At 42.7% G+C, this 13,735-nt stretch carries 14 protein-coding genes; 5 read left to right on the forward strand and 9 right to left on the reverse strand.

Annotated elements, in window-relative coordinates:
• Positions 1-193 precede the first annotated feature (193 nt).
• The 3 genes from ACMXYV_RS14585 (at position 194) to ACMXYV_RS14595 (ending at position 2,359) form a co-directional block, all read left to right on the forward strand.
• Entirely contained in the window at positions 194-1,126 is a 933-nt protein-coding gene (locus ACMXYV_RS14585) for a DoxX family protein (protein ID WP_415889189.1), read from the forward strand.
• A gap of 94 nt (positions 1,127-1,220) precedes the next feature.
• A complete protein-coding gene (locus ACMXYV_RS14590) occupies positions 1,221-1,718 on the forward strand; it encodes an RNA polymerase sigma factor (RefSeq protein ID WP_415889190.1) in 498 nt (165 codons plus the stop codon).
• Positions 1,715-2,359, forward strand: a complete 645-nt coding sequence (locus ACMXYV_RS14595) for a hypothetical protein (protein ID WP_415889191.1) — start codon at positions 1,715-1,717, stop codon at positions 2,357-2,359. The genes ACMXYV_RS14590 and ACMXYV_RS14595 overlap by 4 nt, the downstream gene beginning before the upstream one ends.
• Before the next feature lie 30 nt (positions 2,360-2,389).
• Here the strand turns inward: ACMXYV_RS14595 and yegD are convergent, their stop codons facing one another.
• Entirely contained in the window at positions 2,390-3,757 is a 1,368-nt protein-coding gene (gene yegD, locus ACMXYV_RS14600) for a molecular chaperone (protein ID WP_415889192.1), read from the reverse strand.
• Between the two features lie 667 nt (positions 3,758-4,424).
• Here yegD and ACMXYV_RS14605 point away from each other — a divergent pair.
• Positions 4,425-5,048, forward strand: coding sequence for a LysE family translocator (locus ACMXYV_RS14605; protein ID WP_415889193.1), 624 nt, complete (start codon positions 4,425-4,427; stop codon positions 5,046-5,048).
• Between the two features lie 139 nt (positions 5,049-5,187).
• On the opposite strand, the gene ACMXYV_RS14610 is transcribed toward ACMXYV_RS14605, so the two are convergent.
• The 3 genes from ACMXYV_RS14610 to ACMXYV_RS14620 all read right to left on the reverse strand — a co-directional run bounded on the left by ACMXYV_RS14610 (position 5,188) and on the right by ACMXYV_RS14620 (position 9,750).
• Positions 5,188-7,155, reverse strand: a complete 1,968-nt coding sequence (locus tag ACMXYV_RS14610; protein ID WP_415889194.1) for a TonB-dependent receptor domain-containing protein — start codon at positions 7,153-7,155, stop codon at positions 5,188-5,190.
• 559 nt (positions 7,156-7,714) lie between these two features.
• Positions 7,715-9,049: a histidine kinase sensor domain-containing protein gene (locus ACMXYV_RS14615; RefSeq protein WP_415889195.1), complete on the reverse strand. Its 1,335-nt coding sequence runs from the start codon at positions 9,047-9,049 to the stop codon at positions 7,715-7,717.
• Positions 9,046-9,750: a response regulator transcription factor gene (locus ACMXYV_RS14620; RefSeq protein WP_415889196.1), complete on the reverse strand. Its 705-nt coding sequence runs from the start codon at positions 9,748-9,750 to the stop codon at positions 9,046-9,048. The genes ACMXYV_RS14615 and ACMXYV_RS14620 overlap by 4 nt, the downstream gene beginning before the upstream one ends.
• Positions 9,751-9,889: 139 nt before the next feature.
• On the opposite strand from ACMXYV_RS14620, the gene ACMXYV_RS14625 reads away from it, so the two are divergent.
• Positions 9,890-10,387 carry an aminoacyl-tRNA deacylase gene (locus ACMXYV_RS14625; RefSeq protein WP_415889197.1) on the forward strand — a complete coding sequence of 166 codons (498 nt, stop codon included), beginning with the start codon at positions 9,890-9,892 and terminating at the stop codon, positions 10,385-10,387.
• 3 nt (positions 10,388-10,390) lie between these two features.
• On the opposite strand, the gene ACMXYV_RS14630 is transcribed toward ACMXYV_RS14625, so the two are convergent.
• The 5 genes from ACMXYV_RS14630 to ACMXYV_RS14650 form a co-directional block, all read right to left on the reverse strand.
• Positions 10,391-10,945 (reverse strand): DUF2726 domain-containing protein, encoded by a 555-nt coding sequence (locus ACMXYV_RS14630; protein WP_415889198.1) that lies wholly within the window; start codon positions 10,943-10,945, stop codon positions 10,391-10,393.
• Between the two features lie 144 nt (positions 10,946-11,089).
• Complete coding sequence (locus ACMXYV_RS14635; RefSeq protein ID WP_415889199.1) at positions 11,090-11,593, reverse strand: Slp family lipoprotein; 504 nt, start codon at positions 11,591-11,593, stop codon at positions 11,090-11,092.
• A 170-nt stretch (positions 11,594-11,763) separates the two neighbouring features.
• Positions 11,764-12,255 (reverse strand): YgjP-like metallopeptidase domain-containing protein, encoded by a 492-nt coding sequence (locus tag ACMXYV_RS14640; protein ID WP_415889200.1) that lies wholly within the window; start codon positions 12,253-12,255, stop codon positions 11,764-11,766.
• A 42-nt stretch (positions 12,256-12,297) separates the two neighbouring features.
• Positions 12,298-12,747 carry an NfeD family protein gene (locus ACMXYV_RS14645; RefSeq protein ID WP_415889201.1) on the reverse strand — a complete coding sequence of 150 codons (450 nt, stop codon included), beginning with the start codon at positions 12,745-12,747 and terminating at the stop codon, positions 12,298-12,300.
• On the reverse strand, positions 12,748-13,665 hold the full coding sequence (locus ACMXYV_RS14650) for an SPFH domain-containing protein (RefSeq protein WP_415889202.1): 918 nt from the start codon (positions 13,663-13,665) through the stop codon (positions 12,748-12,750).
• Between the last annotated feature and the right edge of the window lie 70 nt (positions 13,666-13,735).

Below are 13,735 nucleotides of genomic sequence, written 5' to 3' on the forward strand. Positions count from 1 at the left end.
TTACATATTTCTCATAATTATTTTTCAAAATCGTGCAATCAAAATGCCTACTGATTCGTCTTTAAAGGCAGCTACACCTTAACGCCCCAAGAGCACCTGTCACTTCAAAGCCAATAACATGATTGCACCCCAGTTTTGTTGCTCAGCTTGGAAACGCTCAACGGGGCACTTTTTATCTGCAAGGCATTTATAGATGAACAATACCCTTACTCACAATCGACAAAGAAACTACGACGAAGCCGCTTTATATTTACGTTTAGGTCTCGGCATTCTTTTTATTATTGGCGGCGTATCTAAACTCAGCCAGCTACTTTCCAGCGCTAAGCATGATGCTATCGTTTCGAATTACATGGGATCAACAGGCTATATCAATGAGCTTTTTCAACAGTATCTGTTTACTGGTTTTTTAGGTGAGCTATTAACACCTTCTCTGTTCTTAACTTCACTTTCAGCTTTTGAACTCGTATCTGGGGTCGCATTAGTTGTTGGTTTTATGGTGAGACCACTGGCATTGGTTTATGCCTTCCTGCTGTGGAGCTTTGTGTTCTCACTCCCCGTGATGACCGTGCCTGATACTGAAATTTCCGTGAAAACATATACATCCCCAGCTATGTTTGTGCAGATTAGAGATATCGCACTTTCCGGCATGATGTTTGTCCTTTTTAATCTGGGTCCAGGTCGTTACAGTCTCGATCTATTACAGCGACAACATGATTACAGCATCAGTTGGGATGCCCTCGGTTTACTGCTCCGCCTCTCGATTGGCATTATGTTTTTAGTCAGCGGCAGTTTCGGTGCTTTCGCAAAAGTGCCTACCTTTGCTACTTGGCAACCATTACTGTTGTTAGCAGGTCTTATTATTCTATTTGCACCATCACTTTTGGTGAGAGCAGCGGGAGCTGCAACCGTAGCGATAATGCTCTGGTATATGGCCTACAAGCTTAATTTTGATAAGAGCCTAATTGCTAACCTAAATAGCTTCAAACGTGAATTTGCTTTCCTTGCTGCTGGCATTGTTTTGATCCGTTTCGGCGGTGGTGAACGTTTTGCGTTTAACGATCTAATCATGCGCGTTAAACATTCTTTGCAAATTCACTCAGAGGTTAAAAAAACCGTTACCGAATGAAACTCTTCAGATAATTAATGTTCCAAATGGCTTAGCCAATACTTATCTGAATAGGCTGCCCTTAGATCAGGGGCAGCCACGGTACGATTTATAAATGCTAGACAAAAATAGGCTCAATCAGCTTTATCGCTATGCTTTATCCCTCACTCGTAATGAGGATCAGGCATACGACCTGCTACAGCAATGTGTGGAAAAATTTCTACGCAGTAACGCCGCTCACATAAAGGAACCTGAAGCCTATATAAAACGCAGCATTCGTAACGCTTTTATCGATCAATGTCGCGGAGATAACAAACTACTCTCTTTAGCCGATTTACCTGAAGCCGTAGAGAAGATAAATCAGGCATCATCGGATTCTTTAGAAAACCTGTATATCCAACAACGCGATGTAGAACAATTGTTAAAGTTACTAAGCGCTGAAGAGAGCGAACTGCTCTATCTATGGGCCATAGAAGAGTACAGCATGACAGAAATAGCAGAGATTCAGGGCATACCCAGAGGAACTCTGCTGTCGAAAATGCACCGATTGAAAAAACGAGTCCAACAAGAACTAACCGAAGAGCAATGGGTTCCAAAGGAGGCGATGCAATGAAATCAACCGCACCTAAAAACTTAAAATCAGCTCTTAAAGCACACTACCAAGATCAGTCATTGAGTGAAGACAGGTTAGCTCAGCTTCTGTCTATGCAAGAAGAGCTTAGCAACCAATCGGATATAAATGTTGAAACTCCGAAAGCCGAAATCAGCTGGTTAGATCAATGTAAAACTTGGTTTAGGCGGCCTAAGTTAATGGTTCCGACATTGGCTTTAGCCTGCATTTTTATGATTATCAGTTTGATGCCTATGCCTATATCAGGCCCGAGAATTGTGAATGAAATTGCGGACCATCATGAACAACCAAGCGAAATTTCTGTATACACATCTTCTATAGAGGAACTTGGGCAACAGCTAACCCAGCTAAGCTTTAAACTGATTTCATCAAGCAAACTTGGAAAAGATATGTGGCAGTTGATCGGTGGTAGTTACTGTTCAATTAATGGCGAAATTGCTGCTCAGTTGAAAGTGCGAAATATTGAAAATAATCAGATCTACACATTTTACCAAGCGGAATATCCAGAAGGCCTAACCCTTGAACAGGTTGATACTAAGAATATTATTAACAACCAAGGAACGGCTGTTACTCTCTGGCAAGAAGGTGGTTTATTACTGGGTATTGCACACACCACAGAATAAACCACAGCCATCATGCTTTAGCGCATTGGCTTAGCGATACAGCTTTTCAGCCCAGCGTGTTAGCCCAGCTGTCACGCTACCAAAATGATCGCCGTCGACAACGTCTATATCACCCAATAAAGATGCAATTGCCTGCCGGACAGCAGGCGATTTTGTCGTACCGCCAGTCACATAAACTAGTTCAGGTGTGCAGCTGGCTTGTTTAATCACTTCACTCATCAGATCCACTATCTTCGCTACCGGACGCTCTATTGCCAACTCATATACCTCACGACTGATTGGCTGCGACAATTCCTTATCAAGGTAGCTTAGATCCGAAATAACTTGTTCCTGATCAGACAAAGAGATCTTCGCTAGCTCGGCACTGCGCACTAACTGATAGCTTTGCTTCTGCTCTTGCAGCTGAATTAAGCGCGCCACTTTTTCAGGCTCCGCTGCATCACGCTGCATTTGCTCCATTATTTCGACTGAAGCCAAGCTATTAAATTCGACCTGGGAGGGTATGTCATTTACAGATACGGCATTCCAGTAGGACTGAGTGGGAATAGGTAGCCCATTTTTCAATTTCCCTCCCATGCCTAGGACTGACGTTAACCCATAGTAAGCCAAGTGAATATCAAGGTCATTCCCCCCTACCCTAGCACCACTATGGCCAAGAAAGTCAGCTGAACGTTCTGGCTTGTCGCGATAGCTCGGGCCCATTTTCACAATGGAACAGTCACTCGTACCACCCCCGACATCGACGACTAAAACAACTTTGTCTTGCTCTAAACCCGATTCAAAATCAATTCCGGCCGCTAAAGGTTCATACAGAAGCTCAACATCTACAAAACCAGCCCTTGCAGCAGCGCACTTTAATATACGACAAGCTTGCTGATTAGCCTCTTCCCCTCCACTACCTTGGAAGTTAACCGGACGACCAATTACGGTTTGGGTAATAGAGTCCCCCAGTGATTTTTCAGCCGCCTGCTTTATCTGGAACATCATGGCTGTGACGACATCTTCAAAAAATGCCAAATGCTGTGTTTGTAAGCCACTCGCGCCTAAAAAGGATTTTGGCGATTTAACAAAATAGCCCTCTTCTGGCAGATCGATATATTGTTCTATCGCTTCCTCACCGATAAACAGTGTCTGCTCGTCGGATAAAACTCCAAGAGATAAACGAGACGCTGAAGCCTGTCTCAATTGAAGGCTTCGCTCTTTAAGGTAAGTATCGCGAATTTTAGGATTACTAATTTGACGCGCCACCCCCTCGCAGATTAATTCGCGAGATAGCGCATATAGAGTAGAAGGTACGTATTTCTGCTGCTCATAAAGTGACAATAACTGCACACTATTATCTGCTTGCAGAACGCCCATGGCGCAATTTGAACTACCGTAATCAAAACCAGCAATCATGCTTTCGATCTTACTTCTTCAGAACAAGGGCGCGCAAAAATAACACTTTTTAACGCCCTTGATAAGCACCGCCTTTCTATACAGATAAACCTCAAGTGAAACTCGTATATTTCTAGAAAAGAACAACCAATGTCTAGCTTTTCAGCCTTTGGATAACCTTGAGCTACAAAGGGCAAAAAGAGAGTAGGTACTTACATAACACACCTAATACTCTTGTGAACAAACTTTCAAAAATGGAGCGATTATCGTTGAAACAATCCATTTCGAGCTTCTCCCCATAAACTGTGGATAAGCCTGTTAACTAATTATGGACATCCTCCATAAAGCCCATGATCATTAGCCTGTAGGGAATTGGCTATATTTCAACCTTGTAGGAGAAGGATCAAATCGATCGGTAATATCAACATTTTTGTAAAATTTTTTCTTGCTCAAAAAGCCTGTATAAAAATCAGCCAGTCAAGCCCTAACAGTAAAAAATTCCATCCACGCAAGCTGTGGATAAAACTGTGAGTTAATTCTGCGTATCCCTCTCAAAGCCAATCACTACGGGGGTGTAAAAAACTGGTTGTTTTTTACACTATAAAAATTAATTTTTTGGAAATGGGTTTTGCTCTATATAAAGTTGTCGCTATATTAACTCCATCCGTGATTATGAGTTTTCTTAACAATGTCCTTCACTCTTTTATCCCTGTTCATCCCCACCTTCTTTATTGTCTCAATTACACCGGGAATGTGTATGACCTTAGCGTTGAGTTTAGGAATCTCAATTGGCATAAAACGCAGTCTGCATATGATGTGGGGAGAGTTAATTGGGGTTGGTCTAGTCGCCACGTCTGCAGCTTTAGGGGTTGCCGCTATTATGCTGAACTACCCTGAAGCTTTCACAATTCTCAAATGGGGTGGCGGAGCTTATTTATGCTGGCTTGGCTATGAGATGTTTTGCTCTCGTGGCAAATTAGTAATCACCGAACCCGGCGATCAAAAACAAGAAATGTCAGGTTTGCAGTTAGCGACCAATGGCTTTCTAACAGCTGTAGCTAACCCGAAAGGTTGGGCATTTTTTGTCACTCTTTTACCTCCCTTCATTGATGCCAAATTACCTATGGCACCGCAATTAACTATGCTGGTTGCTCTGATTCTACTACTCGAGTTTATCTGCCTATTAATTTATGCCAGTGGAGGTAAGCTATTGAGGCACCTATTGATGGAACGGAACAACGTTCGCCTTATGAATCGAATAGCCGGAAGCCTTATGGTTTTGGTAGGTTTGTGGTTGGCTTTAGGAAAGTAACTAATAAGAAAAAACCCCACCAACCGAAGTTGGTGAGGTCTGATTACGTTTCCTTAGAAGGGATGGACATAAGTCCTAGAAGCGTAAAACAGTACTCAGTAGGCGTCCTAAAGGGCCGCCCCGCATTGACATCTATTCATCAGAACTTAAATTTGGCACCTAACACAAACGAACGCCCTGGTTCATTCAAAGTAGTATCTGATCCGAATTCATGTCCATAGGATGCACGATCTGAATAATCCTCATCAAACATGTTATTAATAGATGCACGCAACGTTAGGTTATTGATTGCCTGAGGGGCATATTCAACAAATGAATTTGCAACAGTGTAGCTAGGAAAGGCTCCTGGCACGGTATTGGTACCATCATGTCCATCCATCGAGAAGTAATGCTGAACGTCAGCGCCCAAGGTTGTATTAGCACTATCAATAGACTGAACAAAATCAACTTTCAGTGATCGGCCTATAGCAGTTCCGATATAATATGAAGATGTAGATCCTTCAATACCATTAATTTCCGTATCGATGTCAACATAGGTTAAACGCGCAGATCCAGACTGCCATTCATAACGGCCTGTTAATTCGAAACCGTCCGTTTTCACATCACTGTAAACATTAGGGCCTGCTCCGAACTCCTCATCACGAATATCATCAATCTCAGTATTAAAGAGCTTAACACCAACGGTTAAACCGGATAATGACGCATTTAGAGCCTCGCCATTGACGCTAAGGCCAACATAGCTGTTATCTGCTTCAGATTCTTTAAAACCACCAGAGTAATCCCAGTTAGGGTTACCAATGTATGGTTCCATCAGCTGTACCCCACCAAATACATGAGAGTAACCAGCACTAACAGTAACAAATGATGTGACATCATACTCACCAGAAATATTACCGGATACACCGTCACTATCGTGCACAGATCCGTCTATCCCTTTGATTTCATGATCATCAAAACGTGCACCAAAAGATATGCGGCTACGCTCTGTCGGAGTCAATCGCGCCTGAGCAAACACACCTACATTTTGTGCTTCTTCCTCAAAAGTCGCCCAACCAGGGAAAATACCTTTACTAGTATCATCATAGAAATCTACACCAGCATCGACCGTCCCTGTTCCCAGTACAAAAGTATTGGCAATAACGCCATTCAAACTTTCGTATTCACCAAAAGTTGTGTACGGAGCACCCGTTGGAATCCAATCCAATTTCGTCTCTGACCGAGCTACTTTAATATAAGGATTTATTAAGCCTTCAGGTGTGTCATCTTTGACAGAGAACACTAGCGTTTTACGATCTAGGTTGTTGTTTTCTGACAAAGCACCGTTATTGAAATTTGCCCTTCCTGGACGATTACCGTCATCTTCAACAGCTTCGTACGATAGTTTTGTACGGTAACCACTTTCATGCAGATAACCGATTTTAATTAGACCCGTTTTTAACGCTGACTCCGAGCCCACAACTACATCATTATTGCCGTCTTCAAAGTCATTGCCGCTTGCCTTTTTGGCATAACCGAGCACTTCAAAACCACCTGAACGACCATATAACGAGATGTTACGATCAAATGTATCGCCGTTTGTATTGAATTCGAGGCCAACAGATCCACCAAAATTATCGCCATCTTCCAATAAATCGGAAACATCTTTGGTCTCATAAGCAAGGGAACCGCCCAATGCGCCTGGACCTGCGTCTGCAGGTGCAACACCGGCATCAACACTTACCGCTTTTAACAATTCAGGATCGATTATGTTAGTACCTGAATGGTGAAATAGTTTGTTATTTTGACGTGCGCCATCGATTGTCACAGCTAAATTCGTCTCTTCAATGCCGTGAACATATACCTTTTGTGACGCAGATATTGAGCTACCAACTTGTACACTTGGTGTATTTCTAAAGAGATCCTGTAGGTCGTTAGGATTCAGACGCTTAAGTTCCTCCAGACCAATTCGATTTTCACCAACGTCCGAAGCGACGCCCTCAACTTTAATTTTGTCCAAGCGCTCGTAACTCTTCTCCGAGTCTTCTTGAGCAGCAGCAATTTGGCTGGATACTGCATAACCAATCAGTAAAGACAATGAAGCGCGTCTTTTGTTTTTCTGCGAAATCATGTAATTCCTACCTACATTAAACTTATGAAACTAAAGTTGAGAGTGAACATAGCCAAAATTTTGCACTGCAATCCATAAGGGAGTCATGACCTTCCAGAAGGGAATCAGAAAACCTATCGATCATCTCTAACTTTTTCGTTAGCCACTCTTCGGTTTGAAACGGACTTACAAATAAGTCACTTGAACACATGAGTTGTGCTTCAGTTAAAAACCAGTTGAGGGCAATCACTACTCAATTTAGAGCGTCACCAATGCAACAAATAATAACCATTTACAATTACGAGTTATTATCAATAACTGTAAAATAATTGTCACAACGTTTACATTTGTTACTTACTGAGAGGGTTCTCTGGTGAAATATTTCAAGATCGGTAAGTTTATCGCTCTAGTAGACAAAGGAATTACTCCCTGAAATCTTACGTAATCTACACATGTCTAGAGGGAGGAAAATCAGGTTCTGTATGGAGGAATCAGGAGTTCAGAGAAAACTAAGATCCCCTCCACATGATCAGCTAAATAAGAAACAAAGCGAGTTGAATTTATCTTATCCAACTCCCCTTTATACCGGTAATGTTATTCTTATCTGTAAACCACCGTTGGCCAAATTGGACGCTTTAATTGAGCCTGACACCGCTTCTACCTGCCTTTTAGCTAATGCTAACCCAAGCCCAAATCCGCCCGAGTCAGCACCTCGCGACTTTTCAACTCGATAGAATGGCTGAAAGATTTTTTCCAGCGACTCTTCAGGAACACCCGGTCCCTGATCATAGATTGTAAGTAAGTACTCATCATCCTGAATACTCAGTTGAATACTGACTTCTCCACCCTGAGGTGTATAACGTAGAGCATTGCGAATAACATTCTCGATCGATTGTCCAAGAATTCGGTGACTAGAGGAATCAAGTGGTGCACTCTCGGGCATACTACTGACGAGATTGCGATCGGGATATTCGAAACGGGCATCATCGATAATGCTATCTAGTAGGTCCACAAGATCAAGATATTCGCCTTTAATCTGAGGCTTCTCGGTATCCATCCAAGCAAGCGTCAAAGCATCTTCTGTCATTTCACGCATCTGCGCGACTTCACGCTGAATACGCTCGATATTTGCAGGGCAGTTCTTTTCACTGATACTACTAAGCGCCATTTCGATACGTGTAATGGGTGTACGCAGTTCATGGGAAAGGTCAGCAATTAACTGTCTTTGAGTAACAATTAATCCCCCTGTATGTTCCGCCATGGTATCGAAAGTTCGGGCTAACGAAGCCAACTCATCATTACGCGCTCCCAGAGATTGACTCACGCGAGCATCATAATTCCCTTCGTTGAACTGCCTAGTCGCTTTTTCAAGTTTCTGAATTGGCGTTACCAAGTGTCGATATAACATCAAACACACCAATGCTAAAACCACAAAAGGCAGAGCGATCTGTAACAACAATTGAGCAGGCTTTAAAAAACCACCCGGCCTCATACGTTGTGGTAACCGGACCAAAAAGTGTGTGTGACCATCAACAAATGGGAGTTCCATAATCGGGTTATAGGCATAGTAGAGATGAATCATGTATTCGACATTTCGGCCTAAACGCAAGCTACCGGTGTAATAATCATCCATGTAGTTACCGGCCAGCAAGGTCAAATCAGATCCAGCAATCGCAACCCAAGTATCCTCGCGCATTTCCAGATCCTCGATCCATTGATCAAGTAACTGCATTTCACCTGCTTTATAAATAGCCTCGGCTTCCGTTGCCCAAGACTTCATCTCTAGTTGGTGCTTTTCGGCGATTAAGCTCATCCGTTGTTCAGTATGATTTGCGAGCCAATCGATCGCTCCGTACAAAGCGACTGTGCCCGCAACCAGAATGGCGAACAGCTTCCAAAATAAACGCCGTTTCATTTAAAGCAGTACCCTTCACCATGTACCGTTTCTAAAGCTGAGACATCAATACTTTGTTGCGACAGTTTGCGTCTAATTCGACTCACATGCATATCTAAACTACGGTCGTAGCGACTGTATTCTTTGTTAAGTACAGACTGGTAAAGGTGTGGTTTACTCAGCACTTCACCACTTTGTTTTACCAATGCCCATAACACTTTAAATTCGATAGGGGTGAGGACGACTTCTAGATCATCACGATGAACACGATTCTGCTTTCGGTCTAATTGGAAGAAAGGGGTTTTAATCACATCCTGTTCGATTTGGCTTTCTACCAAATATCGCGTACGACGCAGAATGGCTTCTATACGTAATAAGAGTTCAGTGATATTAAAAGGCTTAGCTAGGTAATCATCCGCCCCATTGCTGTAGCCTGTGATACGTTCCTCTTCAGCACCACATGCAGTCAGCATCATCACGGGAGTTTCGCGCTTTTGCCTCAATTTACTGAGTAATGAAAAACCATCCAATCCCGGTAAAAGCACATCCAACAAGATGAGGTCATAGGTTTTACTTAATGCGGAAACCAATCCCTGACGCCCTTCAAAACGTTGATCCGTTTCGTAACCCTGCTCTTCCAGGAGCGAGGTGATCTGATTATTTAACGTGCGATCATCTTCAATAATTAGAATCTTCGCCGTTGAAGCAACACCGTCAGCCATAGTTACTATCCGATTAAATGGTAATCAATTACATTTACGAATGGAGTTTATTTCAGCTCATTCAAAAATGCAATTTCCTATAGCGTTACCATCACTGGCGTCTAAACTGATAAAGCACAATCTCAAATGGGAGGTATATATGTCTGTTTCAGCCACACTCTGTAGCTATCTAGATAACCAAGCTTGCAACTATGACACTTTGGAGCATGACTACACTGTATCCGCTTTAGATTCCGCTCACCGCGCTGCGATACCCGTAACCCAGATGGTAAAAGCTGTCGTTATTCAACAAGATAAGAAATTCACCATTGCTGCTGTGCCAGCCATGAACAAAGTTATGCTACCTCAACTCGCCGCGATTACCGGTTCACCAGCTGTTCTAGCGAAAGAAGCAGAGATCAAACGTATATTTGGAGATTGTGAAGCCGGTGCTATACCCGCTATAGGCCAAGCCTACGGTATAGATGTGGTATGGGACGACAAACTAGCTGAAGGAGCTGACCTTTACATTGAGGGCGGAGATCACCGAAATCTTGTGCACCTAAACAGACAAGAGTTCCAGCAATTAATGAAAAACAAAGCCCATGGCGAAATAAGTTGCGCGCCTGAAGAGCTCTACGAGCTGAGCCACTATTGATACTTAACTTGGTAGATATTGCTCAACCACAGAGAGTCTATGTTTTGCTTGTTGCCCAACAGCACCTGTCGTGAGTGCTGAAGAGATCGTACGCTCAAAGCGCTCAATAATTTCTACCAAGTTATAGCCATTTTGTGGAGCAACTCTAAGAAGAGGTAGATTCACATCTTGGCAGATATCTTCTAAAAAAAGATCTTGTTTTTTAAAACGCTTTTTATCGAAGGCATGATCATCTAATTCAACAGCACAAATAACTGAATTGGTCGATGCATCACAAACAATATAATCGAACTGACGATTTCGGATCGGTTTTAAAGCTTTACTTTTTGCACGATCTGACTGCTCGGGCAAAGCTTGCAAAACCTCAGGCATAGGAACTTTGCAATGAACCTGATACTGACCACCGACAGCTTTTTCTAAGACTGAGGTAAACATACGTTCTGTATGCGAAAGAGAGGCATCTGGCACTTTAGATTTTTTTGCACGAATAATCACGACTAAAAGCAGTACAAAAACGGCTGCTCCACTCGCAATATAAATCCACAATTTATCGTCCACAATAACGCCCCACCCCGTTTGAAGGCGCAATATTACCGAGAGTGAAAGCGGAAAGCATCTGAATTTTAAGTTCTAAAATAATTTCAGTGCCAAAGTATAAAAAGCCACCCAAATAAGGGTTTAGAAGGTCTACTAATTGGAAGGTTATTGATAGCTAAAAGTCGGTGGAGACTGAAGATATTGTTCAATTTGCGGAGGCATTGGAAGCGGCCGTTTATCCGTCCACAAATGAAGTTCTAAAGAGTGTAGTACCGTGTAATCGTATGGGTAGTGACCAACGTATCCTTTTTCGCGTAAACCAAGTGTGCCTAACACAGTCACCATGCGTCCAGGTCGATAAACAAATGGGTCTATAAAATCACCTACATAGATACGAAATCGCCCCAGACTTTCTTGATTGATTTGAGGGCGCCCCTGATCATTAAGTGGAAAATAAATAATCTCTATTTGTGTGCGATCAGTAAAATTGGCCGTATTGGCGATCACGCCTCCCCAAAGCGCTTGGACATTGGTGGGTTCCAAATCCATATCACCGACTTCATCAAACGGGAGCAGTTCAACTTTATCCGCAATCTGAAGTTTCTCCGGCAAGCTATTACAGCCGAGAAGAAAAAAACTGATGAACGTAGCAACAATAACTTTTGGCATTTTCCCTGACCAAATATAAGGGCACTGCCTAAAGCATAGGACAAAAAATCTAAATTGCGCCTACAATTTTGTTTAACTTTTTGAGCGAACGAAATAATTCTGAAAATAAATAAGAAGATAGCGCGCAGCTGATGAGCGCGCTAGAGCATGCAAACTTACGGCAAAAAACGTCAAACCGAATATTCTTGCCAAGTAAGATAGAGCCTGAGGTCTAACTCTAATCGGTAGTAATCAGCTTCCATATGCTGACACAACTGATAGAACGCTTTGTTATGATCCAACTCTTTCAGATGTGCTAATTCGTGGACAACAATCATCCGCAAAAAGGCTTCGGGTAATTGTTTGAATCGAGTATCAATCAGAATCTCTTTTTTAGATTTCAGCTTATTGCCCTGAACACGAGATACACGACTATGGGTGCCTAATGCATTCATCGCAGCCACTTTATCGCTATATTGAACTTTACTGACTGGCGCCGATTTTCGCATATAGCGATTTTTCAGATCCATCGTATATTCGTACAGCGCTTTGTTACTTTGCACCGAATGTGAATCTGAATATTTTTTCTGAAGAAGAGGCCCCAAGGTTTCATCTTGCAACATGGCTAAAGCCTGTTGCTTTAGAGACTCAGGGTAGTGATTAATATATTTAAGTGCAGTCATAAGTAAACGGGGCCAGACTAGGCCAGCCCCGCTGGGCATCAATTACAATTTACGGATCAGTAGCGTCATGCCTTCGCTGGCATAAACTTCCACTTTGATTCCCGCTTCCAAATCATCTTCTGCAGCAACCTTCCAAAAAGTATCGCCGATCTGAATTCGACCTAAACCATTTTCAACGTCATCGACTAATGTCAGTTTTCGTCCAATCAATTGAGCCGCTCGATCATTGATCATGCCTGCTTCATCATCATTGTTTTGGCTACGGAAGAACTTCCAGAAAATAACCGAAGCAATAACGGAGAATAACGCAAACAATAGGAATTGATGCTGCCAATCATTTAGAGCACCTATCGCCATCAGGGCAGCTACAGCAAAAGCAGATAAAGACACACCGATCATAAATCCTGCAGCGCCTAGGGCTTCACCGCCTAGAAGTACCAACGCCAGAATAATCCAATGCCAGTAAGTAATTGATTCGAGTAGCTCTAACATTTAAGAACCTATCTTAGTTTCTTTTAACAGCTCGCTTATGCCAGCAACAGAGCCAATAACACTGCTTGCTTCTAGAGGCATCATCACGACTTTAGCATTTTCGCCTGCGCCAATATTTTGCAGAGCTTCAGTATATTTTTGAGCGACAAAATAGTTCAGCGCTTGTGGGTTACCTTGAGCAATCGCTTCCGAAACCACTTTAGTAGCACGCGCTTCCGCCATCGCTAAACGCTCTCGGGATTCGGCTTCCCTAAAAGCTGCCTCTTTTTCCCCCTCAGCCGTTAAAATGGCCGCCTGTTTTTCACCTTCAGCAACTTTAATTGCCGCAGCTCTTTCGCCTTCAGCAGTCAAAACGGCTGCTCGCTTTTCTCGTTCAGCTTTCATTTGATTGGCCATCGCTTCAACAAGGTCGGCTGGAGGAGAAATATCACGAATTTCAACACGGGTAACTTTAACGCCCCATGGATCTGTCGCTTCATCAACTTTGCTTAACAGTTGACTATTGATGTTGTCACGATTGGACAACATCTCGTCCAGTTCCATCGAACCTAAAACTGCACGGATATTGGTCATTACCAAATTCTGCATGGCACGATATAGATCGTTAACTTCGTAACTCGCTTTAGCTGCATCCAATACCTGATAGAAACATACAGCATCGGTAGTTACTTGCGCGTTATCAGAACTGATCACTTCTTGAGGCGGTACATCCAGTACCTGCTCCATCATGTTTTGCTTAGCGCCAATCTGATCAACAAAAGGAATAATAAGATTCAAACCGGGTGTCAGAGTTTTGGTAAATCGCCCAAATCGTTCTGTTGTCCAGTTATACCCTTGGGGCACCATTTTAACCCCGGAAAAGATAAAAATTAATGCAAGAACAACCACTACTGCGGCAGTAATTTCAAACCCAAACATTCACATTCTCCTTTAGTAAAGTTGGGAGGAGGTCTTCATCTTAATACTGATTAGTAAGAACTGAAATGAC

The organism is Neptuniibacter sp. SY11_33 (genome assembly GCF_047778025.1).
Classification (GTDB): Bacteria; Pseudomonadota; Gammaproteobacteria; order Pseudomonadales; family Balneatricaceae; genus Neptuniibacter.

Coding starts and splice junctions, on each gene's coding strand:
- ACMXYV_RS14585 (WP_415889189.1), top strand. CDS start 194: ATGAACAATACCCTTACTCACAATCGACAAAGAAACTACGACGAAGCC.
- ACMXYV_RS14590 (WP_415889190.1), top strand. CDS start 1,221: ATGCTAGACAAAAATAGGCTCAATCAGCTTTATCGCTATGCTTTATCC.
- ACMXYV_RS14595 (WP_415889191.1), top strand. CDS start 1,715: ATGAAATCAACCGCACCTAAAAACTTAAAATCAGCTCTTAAAGCACAC.
- yegD (WP_415889192.1), bottom strand. CDS start 3,757: ATGATTGCTGGTTTTGATTACGGTAGTTCAAATTGCGCCATGGGCGTT.
- ACMXYV_RS14605 (WP_415889193.1), top strand. CDS start 4,425: ATGTCCTTCACTCTTTTATCCCTGTTCATCCCCACCTTCTTTATTGTC.
- ACMXYV_RS14610 (WP_415889194.1), bottom strand. CDS start 7,155: ATGATTTCGCAGAAAAACAAAAGACGCGCTTCATTGTCTTTACTGATT.
- ACMXYV_RS14615 (WP_415889195.1), bottom strand. CDS start 9,049: ATGAAACGGCGTTTATTTTGGAAGCTGTTCGCCATTCTGGTTGCGGGC.
- ACMXYV_RS14620 (WP_415889196.1), bottom strand. CDS start 9,750: ATGGCTGACGGTGTTGCTTCAACGGCGAAGATTCTAATTATTGAAGAT.
- ACMXYV_RS14625 (WP_415889197.1), top strand. CDS start 9,890: ATGTCTGTTTCAGCCACACTCTGTAGCTATCTAGATAACCAAGCTTGC.
- ACMXYV_RS14635 (WP_415889199.1), bottom strand. CDS start 11,593: ATGCCAAAAGTTATTGTTGCTACGTTCATCAGTTTTTTTCTTCTCGGC.
- ACMXYV_RS14640 (WP_415889200.1), bottom strand. CDS start 12,255: ATGACTGCACTTAAATATATTAATCACTACCCTGAGTCTCTAAAGCAA.
- ACMXYV_RS14645 (WP_415889201.1), bottom strand. CDS start 12,747: ATGTTAGAGCTACTCGAATCAATTACTTACTGGCATTGGATTATTCTG.
- ACMXYV_RS14650 (WP_415889202.1), bottom strand. CDS start 13,665: ATGTTTGGGTTTGAAATTACTGCCGCAGTAGTGGTTGTTCTTGCATTA.